At 62.1% G+C, this 18,420-nt stretch carries 15 protein-coding genes; 9 read left to right on the top strand and 6 right to left on the bottom strand.

Annotation, left to right across the window (positions count from 1 at the left end):
* Nucleotides 1-15: 15 nt before the first annotated feature.
* The 3 genes from earP (at nucleotide 16) to V5B59_RS18225 (ending at nucleotide 2,545) form a co-directional block, all read left to right on the top strand.
* Nucleotides 16-1,158: an elongation factor P maturation arginine rhamnosyltransferase EarP gene (gene earP, locus V5B59_RS18235; protein ID WP_169069364.1), complete on the top strand. Its 1,143-nt coding sequence runs from the start codon at nucleotides 16-18 to the stop codon at nucleotides 1,156-1,158.
* Nucleotides 1,159-1,196: 38 nt separating this feature from the next.
* Entirely contained in the window at nucleotides 1,197-1,754 is a 558-nt protein-coding gene (efp, locus tag V5B59_RS18230; protein ID WP_034915507.1) for an elongation factor P, read from the top strand.
* Between the two features lie 134 nt (nucleotides 1,755-1,888).
* Nucleotides 1,889-2,545: a peroxiredoxin gene (locus V5B59_RS18225; RefSeq protein ID WP_034915511.1), complete on the top strand. Its 657-nt coding sequence runs from the start codon at nucleotides 1,889-1,891 to the stop codon at nucleotides 2,543-2,545.
* Here V5B59_RS18225 and V5B59_RS18220 read toward each other — a convergent pair.
* The 3 genes from V5B59_RS18220 to V5B59_RS18210 are packed head-to-tail and all read right to left on the bottom strand — an operon-like array spanning nucleotide 2,532 to nucleotide 4,688.
* Nucleotides 2,532-2,717, bottom strand: coding sequence for a hypothetical protein (locus V5B59_RS18220; protein ID WP_034915514.1), 186 nt, complete (start codon nucleotides 2,715-2,717; stop codon nucleotides 2,532-2,534). The genes V5B59_RS18225 and V5B59_RS18220 overlap by 14 nt on opposite strands.
* 32 nt (nucleotides 2,718-2,749) lie before the next feature.
* Complete coding sequence (locus V5B59_RS18215; protein ID WP_034915516.1) at nucleotides 2,750-3,316, bottom strand: response regulator transcription factor; 567 nt, start codon at nucleotides 3,314-3,316, stop codon at nucleotides 2,750-2,752.
* Nucleotides 3,288-4,688: an ATP-binding protein gene (locus V5B59_RS18210; RefSeq protein ID WP_169069363.1), complete on the bottom strand. Its 1,401-nt coding sequence runs from the start codon at nucleotides 4,686-4,688 to the stop codon at nucleotides 3,288-3,290. The genes V5B59_RS18215 and V5B59_RS18210 overlap by 29 nt, the downstream gene beginning before the upstream one ends.
* A gap of 219 nt (nucleotides 4,689-4,907) precedes the next feature.
* Here V5B59_RS18210 and V5B59_RS18205 point away from each other — a divergent pair, with 219 nt between their 5' ends.
* Together V5B59_RS18205 and V5B59_RS18200 are read left to right on the top strand one after the other, a co-directional pair.
* Entirely contained in the window at nucleotides 4,908-7,217 is a 2,310-nt protein-coding gene (locus tag V5B59_RS18205; protein ID WP_332352151.1) for a TonB-dependent receptor, read from the top strand.
* Between the two features lie 30 nt (nucleotides 7,218-7,247).
* A complete protein-coding gene (locus tag V5B59_RS18200; protein WP_169069362.1) occupies nucleotides 7,248-7,895 on the top strand; it encodes a Crp/Fnr family transcriptional regulator in 648 nt (215 codons plus the stop codon).
* A gap of 217 nt (nucleotides 7,896-8,112) precedes the next feature.
* Here V5B59_RS18200 and V5B59_RS18195 read toward each other — a convergent pair whose 3' ends face one another.
* The 3 genes from V5B59_RS18195 to V5B59_RS18185 form a co-directional block, all read right to left on the bottom strand.
* Nucleotides 8,113-10,986, bottom strand: a complete 2,874-nt coding sequence (locus V5B59_RS18195; RefSeq protein WP_332352150.1) for a caspase family protein — start codon at nucleotides 10,984-10,986, stop codon at nucleotides 8,113-8,115.
* Nucleotides 10,987-11,123: 137 nt separating this feature from the next.
* Complete coding sequence (locus tag V5B59_RS18190) at nucleotides 11,124-12,326, bottom strand: OmpA family protein (protein WP_332352149.1); 1,203 nt, start codon at nucleotides 12,324-12,326, stop codon at nucleotides 11,124-11,126.
* A 196-nt stretch (nucleotides 12,327-12,522) separates the two neighbouring features.
* On the bottom strand, nucleotides 12,523-13,680 hold the full coding sequence (locus V5B59_RS18185; protein WP_169069359.1) for a M20 metallopeptidase family protein: 1,158 nt from the start codon (nucleotides 13,678-13,680) through the stop codon (nucleotides 12,523-12,525).
* Nucleotides 13,681-14,176: 496 nt separating this feature from the next.
* Between V5B59_RS18185 and V5B59_RS18180 the strand changes: the two genes are divergently transcribed.
* The 4 genes from V5B59_RS18180 to V5B59_RS18165 all read left to right on the top strand — a co-directional run bounded on the left by V5B59_RS18180 (nucleotide 14,177) and on the right by V5B59_RS18165 (nucleotide 18,399).
* On the top strand, nucleotides 14,177-15,259 hold the full coding sequence (locus V5B59_RS18180) for a sigma 54-interacting transcriptional regulator (protein ID WP_169069358.1): 1,083 nt from the start codon (nucleotides 14,177-14,179) through the stop codon (nucleotides 15,257-15,259).
* A 224-nt stretch (nucleotides 15,260-15,483) separates the two neighbouring features.
* Nucleotides 15,484-15,738 (top strand): hypothetical protein, encoded by a 255-nt coding sequence (locus tag V5B59_RS18175; RefSeq protein WP_169069357.1) that lies wholly within the window; start codon nucleotides 15,484-15,486, stop codon nucleotides 15,736-15,738.
* Nucleotides 15,739-15,885: 147 nt separating this feature from the next.
* Complete coding sequence (locus tag V5B59_RS18170) at nucleotides 15,886-17,868, top strand: phage tail sheath C-terminal domain-containing protein (RefSeq protein WP_169069356.1); 1,983 nt, start codon at nucleotides 15,886-15,888, stop codon at nucleotides 17,866-17,868.
* Between the two features lie 21 nt (nucleotides 17,869-17,889).
* On the top strand, nucleotides 17,890-18,399 hold the full coding sequence (locus V5B59_RS18165) for a phage tail protein (RefSeq protein ID WP_034919658.1): 510 nt from the start codon (nucleotides 17,890-17,892) through the stop codon (nucleotides 18,397-18,399).
* Nucleotides 18,400-18,420 lie beyond the last annotated feature (21 nt).

Genomic DNA, 18,420 nt, shown 5'->3' with positions numbered 1-18,420 from the left:
CTTTCTTCTGCACCCATGACCACGCGCCCCGACTGGGATGTCTTCTGCAAGGTCATCGATAATTTCGGTGACATCGGCGTCTGCTGGCGCCTAGCCCGACAGTTGGCCAACGAGTACGCGGCGAGCGTGCGCCTGTGGGTCGATGATCTCGACAGCTTCAGGCTGCTTTGCCCGCAACGGGACCCGGCCTTGTCGATCGAGTGTGTGCAGGGGGTCGAAGTCCGCCGCTGGGAAAGCCTCTTCACGGCGGTGACACCCGCACGGGTGGTACTGGAGAGCTTTGCTTGCCGCATTCCGGAGAACTTCGTCGACCGCATGGCGCAACTATCGCCGCCGCCGCTCTGGATCAATCTCGACTACCTGAGCGCAGAAGCGTGGGTGTCTGGCTGCCATCTGTTGCCTTCACCGCATGCGCACTTGCCGCTCGTCAAGTATTTCTTCTTTCCCGGTTTCACGACCGATACCGGTGGCCTGCTGCGCGAGCGCGACCTGCGCACTCGCCGCCGGTGTTTCGCCGCCAGCACCGATCTGCAGAATGACTGGTGGCGCGCGCTTGGCAGTGCTGCGCCGCGCGCCGGCACATTGCTGGTTTCGCTCTTCGCTTATGAGAACACCGCCATTGGCGATCTGCTGCACGCTTGGGAAGTCTCCGGACGGCCGGTCTGCTGCCTGGCTCCGTGCTCACGAACGCTGCCGGCGATCGCGGCCTACGCTGGTCGTGCACTCGCTGCCGGCGACCGGTTGCAACGCGGTGCGCTGGAAATCCGCATTCTGCCCTTCGTCGAACAACTCCGTTACGACTCCCTGCTCTGGCTCTGCGACCTCAATTTCGTGCGTGGCGAAGATTCCTTCGTGCGCGCCCAATGGGCCGCGCGGCCGCTGGTCTGGCAGATTTATCCGCAGCAGGAGGCGGCGCATCTGATCAAGCTCGATGCTTTTCTGGCACGCTACTGCGCTATGCTGCCGCAGGCGACGGCGGTTGTGCTGTGCGAATTCTGGCAGGCATGGAATGCCGGGAGGGTCGAAACTGCGCAATGGCAGCAACTGGCCGCAAGTCTGCCGCTGCTGCATGAACACGCCTTGCGCTGGGAAGCACGGCTCGCAGCCCAGGACGATCTCGTCAAGCAGCTGGTACGATTCAGTGCTTCCAGGTTATAATCAGCAGCTTATCCTAACTTTGCTGCATGGAACGCACGATGAAAACCGCACAAGAACTTCGCCCAGGCAACGTCTTCATGGTCGGTAGCAACCCGATGGTGGTGCTCAAATCCGAGTACATCAAATCAGGGCGCAATGCTTCGGTGGTGAAAATGAAGATGAAGAATCTGCTCACCGAGTCGCCCAGCGAGGCGGTCTATCGTGCCGACGACAAGTTCGACGTCATCCAGCTGGAGCGTAAGGAAGTCAGCTACTCTTACTTCGCCGATCCCCTGTATGTTTTCATGGACGGCGAGTACAACCCGTATGAAATCGAAGCCGAGTGCATGACGGACGCGCTGAACTACCTCGAAGACGGCATGCCCTGCGAAGCCGTGTTCTACAACGGCAAGGCAATCTCGATCGAGTTGCCGACCAGTGTGGTTCGTGAAGTGGTGTACACCGAGCCAGCCGTCAAGGGCGATACTTCGGGCAAGGTGATGAAACCGGCACGCATGGCCACCGGTTTCGAACTGCCGGTACCCGCCTTCATCGAAATCGGCGACAGGATCGAAATCGACACGCGCAGCAACGAATACCGCTCGCGCGTCAGGTAGTTTTCAGTGCCGTTCGTGATTGACTTGCGGCCGCCTGATCAGAGATACTTTTCAGACGAGGCCTCGATGCCCCGAATGGTTCCAGCTTCGCCCGTCGCCGACGGCCTTTCCACCCCGTAATCCGAGGAGCCACCATGTCACTTCGCATCAATGACGTCGCACCCGACTTCAGTGCCGAAACTACCCAAGGCAGCATCCGTTTTCACGAGTGGATCGGCGACAGTTGGGCGATCCTGTTCTCGCACCCGAAGGACTTCACCCCGGTGTGCACCACCGAGCTCGGCTACATGGCCGGCATCGAGGACAAGTTCACCAGCCGCAACTGCAAGCTTATCGGCTTGTCCATCGACCCGGTGGACAACCACGCGCGCTGGGCCAAGGACATTGAAGAAACGCAAGGCCACTTGCCCAGGTACCCAATGATCGGCGACACCGATCTGGCGGTCGCCAAGCTCTACAATATGTTGCCCGCCGAAGAACCGGGCACTTCGGAGGGTCGCACCGCCGCTACCAACGCTACCGTGCGCTCGGTGTTCGTGATCGGTCCAGACAAGAAGATCAAGCTGATGATGACCTACCCGATGACCACCGGACGCAATTTCGACGAAATCCTGCGCGCGCTGGACTCGATGCAGCTCACCGCCAAGCACAAGGTCGCCACGCCGGTGAACTGGAAGCAGGGCGAGGACGTGATCATCGCTGGATCAGTGTCCGACGAGGAAGCCAAGACGCTGTTCCCGGAGGGCTGGAAGGCGCCCAAGCCCTATCTGCGCATCGTCAAGCACCCGTGATCTTCGAACAGGTGGCCAACGGGGGCTGCCAGTCGTACCTGGTTGGCTGCCCCGAGACGCGTGTCGCAGCCTTGATCGACCCGAGAGCCAGGTAGACCGTTATCTGGCTCTGGCTGCGCACGCTGGGCTGCGCATCCGCTTTCTCATCGATACGCATACGCACGCGGATCATTTTTCGGCCTCGCGCCTGCTCGACTCTACTCGCTATTCCGGACTCGGATGTTTGCCGAGTTTGCGCTGCAGCGTGCGGCGGTGCATTTTCAAGGCTCTGGCGGTTGCCGAGATGTTGCCCTGATGCTCGGCCAACACGCGCTGGATATGTTCCCATTCGAGGCGGTTTACCGACAGCGGCGATCCGGAAACCGGGAATGACGAGTCGCCTACGCTGCTTCTGTTGAGCGCCGCGACAATCTCATCCGCGTCACAGGGTTTGGCCAGGTAATGGATGGCGCCGAGCTTGATCGCTTCGATCGCGGTGGCGATGCTGGCGTAGCCGGTGAGCATGACGACACGGGTGTTCGGATCGCAGGCCATCAACTTCTCGATCAGTGCCAAGCCCGACTCGCCAGGCATCCTGAGATCGACGACGGCGTACTCGGGAGGCTGTGCCTGCGCCTGGATGATTGCCATTTCGACATTGGCGGCGACGGTCACGGCATAACCGCGACGCTCCAGGGCGCGCGCGAGGACGCGGCGAAAAGCGTCGTCATCATCGACCAGCAGCAGCGTCGAGCGCTCGTCGTCAGGGAGTCGTGGGGCTTGAAGAGGCATGGTGCTCGGCTTTCAGTCGGGTCAACGGCAGGGTCACGCGGGTGCATGCGCCGCCTTGCGGGTCCGCACGATTGAAGAGTTCGACCTTGCCACCGAGGCGCTCGACGGTGGCGTTGCTGAGAAACAGGCCGATGCCGATACCGTTTGGCGGGTCCCGAGTAGCGGTTTTGGTGCTGAAAAAAGCCTCGCCAAGGCGCTGCGCGGTTTCTTCATCGAGGCCGGCGCCACGGTCGAGGATTTCGATCTGACAATGCTCGGTGTCCCAGGAGGCGAAGAACTGCAGGGCTTCCCGGTTTTCCCCGTTGGCGTCGGCAGCATTGTCGAGCAGGTTGAGGAGGGCCTGCTCCAGGGTGCGCTCGGCGGAGATCAGTGGTGCTGGCTGCACACCCTGTAGCGACACGCTGATCCGGGCGTGCGGACGGATTACCCGCCAGTCGTCGAGCAAACGCTGCAGATAGGTGTCGAGCGCCACCCTGCGCATGCTTTCGCCGCGGCCCTGACCCGTCGATGCGAGGATCTGCGAAATCGTCTGCTTGCAGCGTGTCACCTGTTCGCGCAACAACAGCAGGTCCTCCTGCAGCTCGGCATTGTCGCCATGATTTAGTTCGAGTTCGCGGATCACGACCGCCATCGTCCCGAGTGGCGTCCCCAACTGGTGCGCCGCACCGGCAGCGAGCGTACCGATCGAGAGGATCTGCTCATTGCGCAGTGCGTCTTCGCGGGCTGCGGCGAGTTCGCGTTCGCGCCCCTTGAGGGCAGTGGCCATGCGGGTCAGGAAGAAAGCGACGATGGTGACGCTGATCACGAAGTTGAGCCACATTCCGATGACGTGCAGGGCAAAGCCGCTGCTGTGGGCGGCATGCTCGCTCGTGCCGCCGATGGCGCGGGCAAGCAGCGCGTCAAGTTGCGCCAGATCGCCCTGCGGCGGCGGCAGCGGCAAGTTCCAGAACATCAGTAAGGTGTAGGCGAAGAGCGTGATTGCCGCCATTGCCCAGGCGTAGCTCGCGGGCAGCATCGCAGCGGCCAGTGTGGGCGGTAGAAGGAACAAGGAGACGAAGGGGTTGGCCGAGCCGCCGGCAAAGTAGAGCAGCAAACCGAGAATGGCGGCGTCGAAAGTCAGATGCGCGAAGAGTTCAATTTCGGTGACTGGGCCACCCCTGTCGAGCCGTTTCCGAGTGACGAGATTGACGGCTGCGAGCAGAGCGATGGCCAGGCTCATCGGCATCAAGGCGAGCGGTATGCGCAGCCAAGCCACTGCCAGAATCAGTACCATCGCCTGGGTCAACACTTCAATCCGGCGCAGCATCAGCAGCCGGGTCAGCGCTGTACCCGGCAGAAAAACCTGCGTCCGGTTCTGATGAGTCAAAAACATGGGCAGTGCCTGGCAGCGGTTGAAGCGCTGAATTCTACGCCCTGGCCGCAGTCAGGGTGGGATTCCAACCCTTGTCCGTTGATTGCGACCCCGAAAACATGGGCCGCCGGCCCTGACCTGCTGACCTGCTGGCCTGGTGGATGCGACGATTTGCCACATTCCACGGCGCAGCCTCCCCCCCTAGAATGCCGGCTATCAAGACACAGGGGAGGGTTCGGGATGCAGTTTGCCAGGAGATCGATCGCGGTCACCGTTACTCTGGCCTTGCCCGTGCTGTGGCAAAGCGCGATTGCGCAGGGAAGCGCAACCCTGCCGGAGATGGACGGAATCGTCGTCAGGGCGCCCAGGATCAGCGACCGGCAATCCTTCGAGGGCAGCCGTCTCGACGCGGCGAGCGTCACTCCTTACCGAGCGGCCAGCAGTGATTCAGCCAGCCTTCTCGACGCTCTACCCGGCGTCAGCCGCTACGGCGCCGGCGGCGTATCCAGTCTGCCAGCCATTCACGGCCTGGCCGATGACCGTATTCGCATCCAGGTCGATGGCATGGACCTGATCTCCTCCTGCGCCAACCACATGAACCCGCCGCTGTCGTACATCGATCCGACCCTGGTCGGCAGCGTCAGGCTGTTCTCCGGCATCACGCCGGTCAGTGTCGGTGGCGACAGCATCGCCGGCACGATCCAGATCAACTCCGCGACGCCGCTGTTTGCCAAGGCCGGCGAAGGCCTGTTGCTGACCGGTCAGGCGGGTACTTTCTATCGCAGCAATGGCGATGCCCGGGGCGCCAATCTGTCGGCGACGATTGCCAACGAGATCCTCAGCGTGACCTACGCGGGATCGACGGTGCAGGCCAACAACTACGATGCAGGCGGCAAATTCAAGTCTGCCGGATTGTCGGAAGGCACCGCGGTGTGGCTGGCTGGCAACGAGGTGGGCTCGTCGCAGTACAAGTCCGAGAACCAGTCGCTCGGCTTCGCCCTGCGCCAGGAAAACCAGTTGTTCGAACTCAAATACGTCTATCAGCACATTCCGTATCAGGGTTTTCCGAATCAGCGCATGGACATGACCGAAAACACCAGTCAGAAGGTCAACTTCCGCTCCTTTGGCCAGTACGATTGGGGTTCGCTCGAGGCGCGCGCCTACTACGACGACACCCGTCACAAGATGAACTTCCTCGAGGACAAGCTGCAGACGACGGGCATGATGGCCAACCCGGCCGGTATGCCGATGGATACGCACGGGGAAACTGCTGGTGCCCTGATCAAGGTCGACATCCGGCTCTCCGATCGCGACCTCCTGAGGGTCGGCAGCGATTATCAGCACTACCACCTTGACGACTGGTGGCCTGCGATTGGACCGTACGTCCCACCCATGGGGGGTATGGGTGGGATGGGTGGGATGGGCGGCATGGCCGCCATGAGCAACATGATGAACGGCTCGACTTTCTGGAACATCCACAACGGTATACGCGACCACTTTGACGTCTTTGGCGAATGGGAGGCGCGCTGGAGCAGCCAATGGCTGTCCCAGTTGGGGCTGCGCAGCAGTACCGTGTGGATGGATACCGGTGACGTGCAGGGCTACAATGTTCCGGACTACGGCAATCCGCTGAATCCGACGTCGATTCCGGGCGCCTTCAATGCCCAGAATCACAGCAGAACCGATCACAACCTCGATCTGACGGCCTTGCTGCGCTTTACCCCGGACGCTCAGCAGACCTTCGAGGCCGGCTTTGCGCGCAAGACGCGCTCACCGAACCTCTATGAGCGTTACGCCTGGTCGACCAACAACGCCATGACCATGACCATGATCAACTGGTTCGGCGACGGAAATGGCTACGTCGGCAACCTCAACCTCAAGCCGGAAGTTGCCAACACCATCAGCGCTACCGCCAGTTGGCACGATGCCAAGAAGTCACTGTGGGGTTTCAGCATCACGCCTTACTACACCTATGTACAGGACTACATTGACGCGCGTCGCTGTTTCGGCGGTACCGGCATGTCGCCCTGCCAGGGCAGCAACCTGACCCGCAGCACCGGTTTTGTCTACCTGCAGTTCGTCAATCAAAGCGCCCGCCTGTACGGCGCCGACGTTTCCGGCTACTTTCCGCTGCTCAGCGACAGTGCCATCGGCGAGGTCAAGATGACCGGCGTGCTGAGCTACGTCAGGGGAGAAAACCTCGACACCGACGACAACCTGTATCACATCATGCCCCTGAACGCGAAACTGGCGCTGGTGCAAAAGTCGGGGGCCTGGACCAACACTCTGGAAGGCGTGTTTGTCGACGCCAAGACCAAGGTCTCGCAGGTTCGCAACGAGCTTGAAACCAGCGGATACGGTTTGCTGAACCTGCGCAGCAGTTACGAGTGGAAGCAGTTGCGCGTCGATCTCGGCGTTGAAAACCTGTTCAACCGGCTCTACGATTCGCCACTCGGTGGTGCCTATCTCGGGCAGAGACCCATGGTTTATGGAACGGCCGTTCCCGGCATGGGGCGCTCGGTTTATGCCGGCCTGAATCTACGATTCTGAAGCCGGACCTACGGAAAGGAGTCGGAAATCTTGCTCGATGCGCAGAAGGTCCCTCGCTGCGCCGCTGCGCGGCAGATCCAGGGGAAGCATTGGCTGCTCCGTTTCGACCGTGGTCAGCGTATCCATGCCCGCGATACCAAGGGTGCTGCCTGGCGCATCGTCAGCGGTTCGGTTCGTCTGGATCGCGAGGAACCCAATGGTGAACAGAGCTTTGCCAACCTCGCCATCAGAGGTGACGTAATCGGTGCCGAGACGCTGCTGTTCGGAAAATACAGCTTTACGGCAACGGCGCTCACCGCCTGCGTTCTCGAATCATGGCCGGAAGGCCGTGCTTCTCCTGTCGGCGATTCGCTACTGCGTACGCTGGCCAAAGCCGAGCGACGTGCCGCCGAGGTCATCGCCCTGCGCTGTGGTCAGGCCGCTGACCGTGTCCGTCGCCTGGTCATGATGCTCGCACATCCGGCGGCGGAGCACCCGACCAACACGGCGGTCGAACTGCAAGTGGTCCTGCCGTCACGGCAGGACATGGCCGACATCACCGCGTTGAAGCTGGAAACGGTTTCGCGCATGGTCAGCCAGTTGCGCCATGCCGGGGTCCTTGACCCGCTGCGCCACGACGGCAAGCGGCCCTCACAGCGAAACTTTGCCATACGGCACGCGCTCGGCGAGACGCACTGAGTCGCCACTCTAACGGTCATGACTTTTCCAGGCACCACCGACCATGAAAGCCATGACCGTTACCCTATTCCCTGGCCCCTTGTAGTTAGACACGGTTGCTCCCACGGCCAGCGCTGCATCGCCGGCCGGCTCGGCGTGGAGCTGCGCACCGCGAAACCCCGCCTTCTCCTCCGCGAGGGGGAGGGGAGATTCGTGCGTCGCTGACGCGACGTTCACATTAACGCTTGCCCAGCACGAGCGGGAAGTCGGGTACACCACTGGGCACGATGGTGACCGGCGACTGGGCTCCTTCGGTCAGTGCCTTGACTCTTTCCGAGACGTAGAGGTCGAGCATCTTGTGCGTGATGCGACCCGACTTGTTGTAGTCTGCCTGCCCGCGCAGCCCTTCGAGAATGGCCTTGGTGAAAGCGCCATTGCCCCAGTCCGGCGATTCCTGCGCGTACTGGCGTCCGGTGGCTGCGGCGAAGACAATGACGCCGTTATCGGCACTCGATAGCTCGTTGACCACGGCTGTGGTGTCCATTCGCAGCGAACGCGTTCCGGTTCCCAGTACATTGCCCGCATGACAGGTGTCGATGAAGAACAGTGCCTTGCCGGGCAAGGATACCAGCGTGTTGCGAATCTCGGTGAAAATCACGCCGGTGCGTTTCAGGGCCTTGATGTTGACATCCTGCGGCAGGAAGTAATAGGTGCCGTCGGAGTCATTGACGCCGTGTCCGGCAATGAAAACGAAAGCGATGTCTCGTGAGGTCAGTTCCTTGCGGATCCACTCCAGTCCGTCGAGGACATCGTCGCGTCTTGCCTTGCCATCGGTGAGCAGACGAACCGATACCTTGCGGTACAGTCCGCCTTCCTGGGTCTTGAAGAAATTCGCAAGGTCGGTCGAATCCTTGGCTGCGAAATCGAGCTGGATCGAGGAATCCTGATACTTGCTGATGCCAATCGCCAGCACGTAGAGGTTTGGTCGGAGGTCCACGCCGGCGGCAGCGGCCGAGTTCGGCTGGCCGGCCGACGCAATTGGGGAATCGGTCGGCTCCTTGGCAATGGGTTCAGAGGGTCTCTTGACCGTCAATGCCGCCTCCGGCGATACGCCGTGCTTGTTTTCTGCGAACAGCAGGATATGCGCATCGATGGGCGGTAGTGACACTGGAACCTCGTAGCTGCTTTCTCCCCGATTGCCCGTTCGTGAACTCCGGAGAGAAGAAAGAGCCGGCAGCGCAATGAGTTGGCCGTTGACCCGCGCACGCAGCTGGGTTGCCGGCGCGCCCTCCGGCGAGCGCACGGCAACCACCAGCTTGATCTCGCCGCCCTTGGTGACAGTCAGGGCGTCAGGCGAGAGGATGCGCACGGTCGGCGGCAAGATCTCCAGAATTGCCTGGCTCCCTGTCGGGCGTGCAGCGGTTGCAGGAACAGCGGCCAGCGCGGCCGCCACGCCTCCCTTGCCGATCACCTCGGCAAGTACTTCCGGCCGGTAATAGTCCGTGCGGAAGCGCGATACCGGGTAGAAATCCGCCGCCTGCGCCGATCCGCGATCGACCTGCCAGCCGACGAGGTTTTCGCCACCCGGGCTGGCGGCGAAGTCGCCGGCGGGTGTCCACATCACCCAGCGGCGCCCGTCGGTGTGCGGGAAGAAAGCGAGCTGTTCGCTACCGTCCTTTGCCTGGTACCAGCGCAGCGTGCCATCGCTGAATGCCGCCACCACCCAGCGGCCGTCGTCACTGAGGTTGATCTGCCAGGTCGTCGCGGGTGCCGCCGTGCGCCACAGCTCGCGGCCGCTGCGGTCATACAGACGGAGCTTGTGATTGGTGGCGAGCGCGATTCGTTCGCCGTCGCGCGAGACTGCAGTCGAGAGCGACCACTCGCTGCTGTCCAGATTGAGCGCTTTGCCATTGAGCATCGGTCGCTGCCGTTCGAACCAGTTGTCCATGCTCGTTCTGCCGGCCATCGTCCTCGGCGCTTGCCAGTCCTTGCCGGCCTTGACCCAGGCGAGCTGGCGAAGGTCGAACGCATCGCCGGTTCCACCAGGGTGCGTTTCGCGAAAGGCCAGTGCGCTGCCGTCGCTCGCGAGCCGGAAGCGGCTACGGAGGTTGCGGAAGTCCATCAAGGAGTTGCCGACCGTGAGCCGTGGCCGTCCGTCGGTGCCAAGCACTCCCCACTCGGGATCGGCGGAGGCATACAGCAAGCCGCCGTTGGGCGTGGCCTGCAAGGCGGTGATCGTGTTGCGGGCGACCGGAGTGCATGATGGCTCTCCCAGACCGTCGCCAGACCAGCCACAGATCGTGAACTGTCCCTTCTCATTGGCCCAGGTCCCCGCACCGAAGACCCGTTTGCCATCGGCCGACCAGGCCACGACGCTCAGGCTTCGCGAGGAGTTCGCCTGTGTGGGTGAGAGAACCTTCTTCGATTTCAGGGTTTTGGCATCGAGCAGATCGATACTGCCCTGGTTCGATGCGCCTGCCGCCACAGTCTGGCCGTCCGGTGAAAACGCCAGACCAAAAGGAATGCCATTGCCTCCCAGTGCACCTCTCGACAGCAGCTTGATGCCTTTGCCGGTCACTTCGTAGGCGCGGAGAAAAGCATCGGCGCTGCTGACCAGCAAGGTCTTGCCGTCCGGCGACCAGGCGGTGGCATTCACTTCATCCGAATAATCGGCGTCGCCTTGCAGCTCGCGCGCGCTGCTCCAGCCGTCGGCGCCAAGGAATACCCGAGTCCCCTGTTTTCCCCAGAGACCCGCGACGAGAGTCCTGCCGTCGGGAGAAAACGACAGATGGGTCACCACATCCGGCAGCCCGGAAATGCGGTGAATGATCTGGCCATCATTGCGCCGGACCAGATACAGATCGTTGCTTGCTGACCACCCGGCCGCTGCAAAAACCGATCCGTCCGGAGTCATGGCCACCGCGTACAACTTGCCGTCGTTGCCAGGGGCGGAAGGCGGCCGGAAGACCGACAGCAGCGTGCCGCTGGCCGCGTCCCAGACGCGGGCGGTCTTGTCTTCGGAAGCCGTGACGACATAACGGCCGTCACGGTCCAGGCTGGCTGCGCGCACCGGGGCGACATGGCTGCCGGTTTCGAGACGCAGGCTGGGCACCGCATCTGCTGCGCTTGCCGCAGCAGCACCTGGCAGGCAGGTCAGCAGACAGCAGACAAAGCGCAGCGCTATTCCTATTCCTACTCCTGGCAGGCGCAAGGCCGCTCTCATCCGGTACGCGGGTCGGGCGACAGGAATCAGCAGGAAACCTTCTTGAACTCGATACGCTGATCCAGCGCGTCCGAGTCGTTGCCCTTGCCGGTACCGACGATCGCGCGCTGCGAACCATAGCCCTTGGCCTGAGACCGCTTGGCAAAGGCAGGATTGGCCGCAGCGATCTTTTGCCGGACGAACTCGGCACGCTGCAGTGAAAGGCGCTCATCCATCTGCTCGGACATTCCCCGCCGGGTGTGACCGGCAACCTCTATGCACGAGGTTTGACGAAGCGATTGCCGGGCAATTTCGGACAACCACTGGGAATACTGCGGCTGCTGATCCTGCGAGAAAGCGGTGGCTCCGGGTTTGAAGTTGAACTGGACGGCAAGCCGGTCGGTTGCCAGGCCCATGTCGACCAGTTGGCCGAAAGCCTGCATCGCCCCCTTCTTGTTCCCCAGTTTCACCTGGTTGAGGTAGATGCCGGCATACACGCGTGCCTGGTTGCCGGCGGGATTCTTCAGTACCGACTGGAAGAGTGCCAGCGAGTCCTTGTAGCGCTTCCCGTGATAGGCTTTCATTGCTTCGTTGATCGTCGATGCGGCGAGAACGGTATCGATGTAGGCAGGATTGATCGGATCCCCTGCTTTGGTTCCCTGACAGGTCTTGACGTAGCCCTCGGTCGCGGCGTCCTTCGACCACACCGGCATCTCGCGGAAGAGGGCCAGAGGTGTGGGATCAAACCCATCGGGCAGGGAACGCGCCAGGCCTTTGCTGATGATCTTGCCGGTCTTCAGATCGGCGAGGGCGAAGCAGATGCGGTAGGCATCGCGTTCGCCGTCCGCTTTGCCCTGCAGGTTGATCGGCGTGAATGTGCCGACCATCAGCAAGGGAAGTGTGGATACGGTTTCGCTGGTGAAGGGCTTGACATCAACCTGCTGATAGCTCTCCTTCACCAGTTGCACGACCGATTGCTCCATCGCCGCCGTCGCTTCGGTCTGCACACCGCTGTTGCCGTCTACCAGCGGATCGACGATCATGTTGTACTTCTGATCCTTGGCCAGCTTGGCATTGGCCAGCAATTCCTGCGCCGCCTTGCGCACCGCCTGGTCGTAGGGAAGTGCAACCAGTGGCGGGGGAGCAGGCGGTGCAGCCGCTGTCGGCTTCTCCTCGGTAGTCGTACAGGCGGCCGAAAGTACTCCGATGGCCAGAAAAAGGCTTGCGAGACAGCACGACTTCAATGACATGAGAATTCTCCCTTCTTGTGGATATCGTAATCTGACACGGAAAATTCGAACTCGTTCATCCGCTTCGCGCAAGCAGCGAAGTGCCGGGTCAGGCAAGGAAGCGCGGCTTGCCAAGACGAGCTTGGCGTCCATTCACAGAGGCCATCGACGCGCTGCAACTCGTGCAGGTTCCGGGTCACCAAGGCTAACGGTCATGTTAATTCTCGGCAAGAGCGAGGCGCACGACTGCTTCGAAGTAACGCGCTCCGATGAGCAGGGCGGCTTCGTCGAAATCGAACTGTGGGCTGTGCAGCGGCACGTTCGCCGCGTTCGGAGCCCGCGCCCCGAAGCGCACGAAGCAGCCGGGTACCTCGTTGAGGTAAAGCGAGAAGTCCTCTGCACCCATGCTCGGCAACTCGTAGGTCAGTACCTGCTCTGTGCCGACGACACGCGCGGCAGCGCGGCGGGCGAGTTCGGTTTCGCGCGGAGTATTGATCACCGGTGGATACGGTTCCGACAGATCGAGTTCGATTCGGGTATGGTATGCCTCCCCAAGGGCGCGACACATTCGTTCCATCCCGGCGATCAATCGTAACCGGGTCTCGCTTTGCGTCGTACGGATCGTTCCCTCCAGCAACGCCTCGTGCGCGATCACGTTGCGGGCCGTACCCGCTTGCAGCGTTCCGATGGTGACCACCGATGGATCGAGCGGGTTGGCCTCGCGCGACACGAGAGTCTGCAGCCCGCCGACCAGCGCGGCACTGGCGACCAATGCGTCGGTCGCCTCGTGCGGCCTGGCACCGTGACCTCCGCGGCCGAACACACGGATACGGAAGCTGTCGGCTTGGGCGCAAACCGGCCCCGGGGCAGCCATGATCTGCCCAGTGGGGTAGAGGTTGGTCAGGTGCCCCCCGAAGATCATGGCCACACCGGCGAGTGCGCCTGCATCGATCATCACCTGCGCGCCAAGGCCACCTTCTTCGGCAGGCTGGAAGATCAGCACCACGTCGCCCTGCGGGAGCGGATCCTGCAGCAGCGCCGCTGCGCCCAACACCATGGCCATATGTCCATCGTGCCCGCAGGCGTGCATTTTCCCGCTATGGCGAGAAGCAAACGGCAGGCCGGTCTGTTCGGCAATCGGTAATGCATCGAGTTCAGCACGGAGTGCGACCCGTGGTCCTTCTGTTCGCGCTCCGCGAAGTCGGGCGACGATGCCGCCACCGACTCCTCCATACTCGTAGGGTATCCCCAGGCGCTGGAGTTCGGTGATCACAAAGCGGGCGGTTTTCCGTTCTTCGTAGCCGATTTCCGGGTACTGGTGCAGCGAGCGACGCCAGCGCACCAACTGCCGCATGATGTGTTTGCTTTCCATCATGCTACGTCGGTTGCGAGATGGGAAAGGGGGGGAAAGGGGGGAAAGAAAAAGGAGCCAGGTTCAGATTTTCCATTTTACGTTCCAGATGTGCCCACTGACCTGACGGGTTCAGGTCTTCCCTATTCCCTATTCCCTATTGGCGCCGTTTGGTGTTCGTCGTGCCAAATCTTGCGGACGCCAAGGGAAAAAAGCAAGCCCTTCCCTCAAAGTTCGCCCCGTTTTGCTCGTCTTTGGCGACGCTGCGCTGTATTCGGATAACAAGCACCTCTTCGCCACGGGAGCGATTCACTTGGCCGATCATTTCGATCCGGCGGCTGGTCAACTCAGACCTCATCGAAAATCTTCATTAACAGAGGATCTTCGCAACTAATTCGTACTCCGATCCTCAAACTGGACTTGGCGGTGATGACCCGCTTATGATGTCTTGTCGGCAGTCCGAGGGACACGGCGACCGGCGTCCCACAATGCCCGAAAGAGCGACCAGTGGAGGAGCGAGATGAGGTTTGAAGATCGATATGCTGCCCCGATTTTTGTAGGGGAATCCCCGGTGTTCCGCCAGGTGCTGCAGTACATCGCCAAGCTTTCCCGATGCGATGCGCCGGTACTCATCGAGGGCGAGACCGGAACTGGCAAGGAACTGGCGGCGCGTGCCATCCACTATTCGGGGGCGCGCGGCAGCGCACCTTTCGTTCCGATCAACTGTGGCGCCATCCCCGACAATCTGGTCGAAAGCGAGTTGTTCGGGCACGTCAGGGGCGCTTTCACCGATGCCCGAGAGGCGCGCAGCGGGGTGGTGGCCCAGGCGGAAGGCGGGACGCTGTTCCTCGACGAGATCGAAGCCCTGGGGGCGCATGCCCAGGTCGCACTACTGCGTTTTCTGCAGGATCTCGAGTATCGGCCGGTGGGCGGATCGGCATCCCGTCGCGCCAATGTCCGCGTGATCGCCGCCAGCAACACTGACCTGGCGGCACTCAGCCGTCAGGGTAGCTACCGGCAGGATCTGTTGTTTCGTCTCCGGGTCTTGGTCCTCGAAATGCCGCCGCTGCGCGCGCGTGGGGATGACGCCGCTCTGCTTGCCGAGGCTTTTGTGGCGCGCTACCGCGGCCGCTATGGCCTGCCCGCGATTCCCGTCGACCCGCAAAGCCTGTTGCAGTTGCGCGGGTATGACTGGCCGGGCAATGTGCGTGAACTGGAGAACATGGTGCACCGGGAACTGCTGCTCAACGAGGGAGAGACCCTGTATCTGAATGTTCCGTCCGCACCGTTGCGCATCACGACCACAGCGCCGGTGGCCGAACCCGGCCTGGTCACGGATTTCCGGCAGGCCAAAGCCGACGCCATTGCTCGATTTGAACGATCGTATCTCAGCCAGCTACTCGCCACCACAGCCGGTAACATCAGTCTGGCAGCGCGCCTTTGCGGTCAGGACCGCAGCCGGCTCAACAAGCTGGTTCGTAAATACGGCCTCGCACGATCCAGCTTCGCCGAGGACGCGACCTCCCGCTGGGTCAAGGGCACTCTCGAAAATACCTCCGCGCTCAGCGTCCAACCCGCAGGTGAAAATCAGCTTCGTTCCTGATTTCCCCGGCATGGCATCGGCGACGATCGGCCGCGGTGCTCAGGGTGGGTTCGCAGGTGTGGGTCAGATTTGACCCAGTGTGTCGGAAGCACCCCGGATTTCGCCCCCTACAGCCTCCGTTACCGCAAGGAATGTCACTGATTCATACAGAGAAAGTACCTCTGACCATGGGTGGCACAGAGTTTGCTCTGTGAAGTCAGCATTCTCGAGCATGCGGGAGGCGAATGGTCTGGAAGGGAAATGGTGTCACTGTGGAGACGGCAATCCTGGCTTACCTTGCCGCGCATCCGGACGCGGCAGATAACGCCCTTGGAGTACAGCAATGGTGGTTGCCACGCCGCTTTGCCGACGTTTCCCTGCGTGATGTCGAGACGGCGTTGGCGGCAATGACCGAGCAGGGGAGCCTGACGGAGATTCGGCTGCCCGACGGTAGTGTCATCTTTGCTGCCGGGCACGCCAAGAGACGAGAGGATGGGTGACTGAAGCGAAGCAGCGCCAAGGTGAATGATGATGAATGCGACCTGGCTGCTGTGGGTGGCGACGGCGAAAGAGAAGGCATGGCAGGCAGTTCCAAGCGTCGATTGCAGACGCTCGGCCCGGGTATCCGAATGTTCTAGGAGGCACACATGGTGCAAGTGACTTATCCAGGCGTCTACATCCAGGAAGTGTCGAGCGGGGTGCACACGATCACCAGCGTGGGCACCTCGATTACCGCGTTCATCGATTTCTTCCGCGAAGGGCCGACGGACGAGGCCGTCGAGATCTTCGGGACGGCCGATTTTCAGCGTATCTACGGCGGCCTGGACGATCGCAGCGAGGCCAGCTATGCGATCGCGCAGTACTTCCTGAACGGCGGTAGCTCGGCCTTGGTGGTGCGGGTCGCCAACGGCGAAGCGGCGGCCGGTGCAGCGCTGCACATGTTGCCTGCGCCTGACGAGGTGTTGCTGGCCGAAGCCGCGAACGCGGGGCTGTGGGGCAACCATGTGCGCATCGATGTCGATTACGCCACCGTCGACCCGGAACACACCTTCAACCTCGCGATCACCCGCTATGACAGCAATGCGGCCAACGCCAAGCCGCTGGCGAGCGAGCGTTACCTGAACCTGACCATGGACACGGCGCAGCCGCGGTATGCGGTCAAGGTGGTCAACGACAGTTCGAAACTGGTCAAGCTGCGCGCCGGCAGCGCCGCGGCTTCAAGCAAGCGGCCTGCCGCTGGCGGCACCCTCGGAGCGGCCATCACCCCGGCGAAGCTGGCCGCTCTGAATGCTCTCTCCGGCAAGCAGTTCAAGCTGACCCTGGGCGCGCTGCCGACGCGCGATGCGACGCTCGAGAACTGGTCGGCAGGCGGGAAGACGGTGAGTACTCTCGCGCAATTGCGGGGCTACATCGAGCAGGCCATTCGCACATCGGTTTCCGCCGGCACGACGAGCGTACCGGCGCCGCTGGCCGGGGCGACTGTCGAAGTGGTGGGGACGAATCGTCTGCGCGTGCTGACGAGCAAGACCGCGACGGCTTATTCTCCGACCGACCAGTTGACCATTACCGACTTCAGTGGCGCCGACACGACCGCCGCCGATCTCGGCTTCGACGCCGCAGCCGTGGTCAATGTACAACAATACCCGCTGGGTTCGGGCGCTGCGGGCGCTCCGGGGACGGTGATCGCCGCCCTGGTCGTCGGCACGACCGGCAGCGATGGCACGGCGCCCGGCGCGACCGACCTGATCGGCAACCCGGCGCTCAACACCGGCATTTACGCGCTCGACCGCGTCGACCTGTTCAACATCCTGTGCATCCCGCGTGCGGTGGCCGACGGCGTGGCCGAAACGGATACCCTCGCGATCTACAGCGCAGCGCTCGCTTTCTGCGAACTCAAGCGCGCTTTCCTGCTGATCGACGTGCCCAAGGGCATCGACGAGACGCAGGAGGTCAAGGACTGGCTGGACCGGTTTGCCGGTTTGCGCCACCGCAACTCGGCCGTGTATTTCCCACGCACGCAGGTTCCCGATCCGGTCAACGATTTTCGCCTGCGCTCGATTGCCGCCAGCGGCACGATGGCCGGCATCTACGCCCGCACTGACAGCCAGCGCGGTGTCTGGAAGGCACCGGCCGGGATCGAGGCGGTGCTCAGCGGTGTGGCGCAGCTCGACAGCAAGCTCACCGACGCCGAGAATGGCGTGCTCAACCCGCTGGCCATCAACTGCCTGCGCACCTTTCCGGTGTATGGCGGCGTGGCCTGGGGCGCACGCACGCTGGTCGGCGCCGACCAGATGGCCTCGGAATGGAAGTATGTGCCGATCCGCCGCTTGGCGCTGATGCTCGAAGAGTCCTTGTTCCGTGGCACCAAATGGGTGGTGTTCGAGCCCAACGACGAGCCACTGTGGGCCAAGATCAGGCTCAATGTCGGCGCCTACATGAATTCTCTGTTCCGCCAGGGCGCCTTTCAGGGCGCGACCCCGAAGGAAGCCTACTTCGTCAAGTGCGACGGCGAAACCACCAACCAGGACGATCGCAACAAGGGCATCGTCAACATCCAGGTCGGCTTCGCGCCGCTGAAGCCCGCCGAGTTCGTCGTCATCAGTATCCAGCAGATCGCCGGCGATCTGTAACCCCGCGCGGAGAACCACGTCATGGCCAATACCGGATTCGTTGTCAACGCCACGCGCGTCGACCCCTACAAGAACTTCAAATTCCGTGTGCTGTGGGATGGCAAGACGGTCCTCGGCGTCTCCAAGGTCGGCTCGCTCAAGCGCACCACCGAAGTCGTCAAGCACCGCAGCGGCGGGCAGAACAGCTATGACCACAAGTCGCCCGGCCGCTCCAGCTACGAAGGCGTCACGCTGGAGCGCGGCATCACCCACGACATCGAATTCGAGAAGTGGGCGAATGCGGTGCAGAGTTATGCCGGCGATGCGGCGATGGACCTGGCCGGCTACAAGAAGGACCTGACGCTAGAGGTGCTCAACGAGAAGAGTCAGGTGGCGCTGCGCTACTTCCTGTATCGCTGCTGGGTCAGCGAGTTCGTCACCTTGCCCGACCTCGATGCGAACGCCAACGCGGTTGCCATCGAGCACATCAAGATCGAACTCGAAGGCTGGGTGCGTGACGTCGACACGCCCGAACCGAACGAGGCGGGTTGATGTCGCGTCGGGCGGACGGAG

The organism is Candidatus Accumulibacter contiguus (assembly GCF_036625285.1).
Lineage (GTDB): Bacteria > Pseudomonadota > Gammaproteobacteria > Burkholderiales > Rhodocyclaceae > Accumulibacter > Accumulibacter contiguus.
This window is presented reverse-complemented; position numbering and strand designations above follow the sequence as displayed.

Coding starts and splice junctions, on each gene's coding strand:
- V5B59_RS18180 (WP_169069358.1), top strand. CDS start 14,177: ATGAGGTTTGAAGATCGATATGCTGCCCCGATTTTTGTAGGGGAATCC.
- V5B59_RS18225 (WP_034915511.1), top strand. CDS start 1,889: ATGTCACTTCGCATCAATGACGTCGCACCCGACTTCAGTGCCGAAACT.
- V5B59_RS18215 (WP_034915516.1), bottom strand. CDS start 3,316: ATGCCTCTTCAAGCCCCACGACTCCCTGACGACGAGCGCTCGACGCTG.
- V5B59_RS18210 (WP_169069363.1), bottom strand. CDS start 4,688: ATGTTTTTGACTCATCAGAACCGGACGCAGGTTTTTCTGCCGGGTACA.
- earP (WP_169069364.1), top strand. CDS start 16: ATGACCACGCGCCCCGACTGGGATGTCTTCTGCAAGGTCATCGATAAT.
- efp (WP_034915507.1), top strand. CDS start 1,197: ATGAAAACCGCACAAGAACTTCGCCCAGGCAACGTCTTCATGGTCGGT.
- V5B59_RS18185 (WP_169069359.1), bottom strand. CDS start 13,680: ATGATGGAAAGCAAACACATCATGCGGCAGTTGGTGCGCTGGCGTCGC.
- V5B59_RS18205 (WP_332352151.1), top strand. CDS start 4,908: ATGCAGTTTGCCAGGAGATCGATCGCGGTCACCGTTACTCTGGCCTTG.
- V5B59_RS18220 (WP_034915514.1), bottom strand. CDS start 2,717: ATGATCCGCGTGCGTATGCGTATCGATGAGAAAGCGGATGCGCAGCCC.
- V5B59_RS18175 (WP_169069357.1), top strand. CDS start 15,484: ATGGTCTGGAAGGGAAATGGTGTCACTGTGGAGACGGCAATCCTGGCT.
- V5B59_RS18165 (WP_034919658.1), top strand. CDS start 17,890: ATGGCCAATACCGGATTCGTTGTCAACGCCACGCGCGTCGACCCCTAC.
- V5B59_RS18170 (WP_169069356.1), top strand. CDS start 15,886: ATGGTGCAAGTGACTTATCCAGGCGTCTACATCCAGGAAGTGTCGAGC.
- V5B59_RS18190 (WP_332352149.1), bottom strand. CDS start 12,326: ATGTCATTGAAGTCGTGCTGTCTCGCAAGCCTTTTTCTGGCCATCGGA.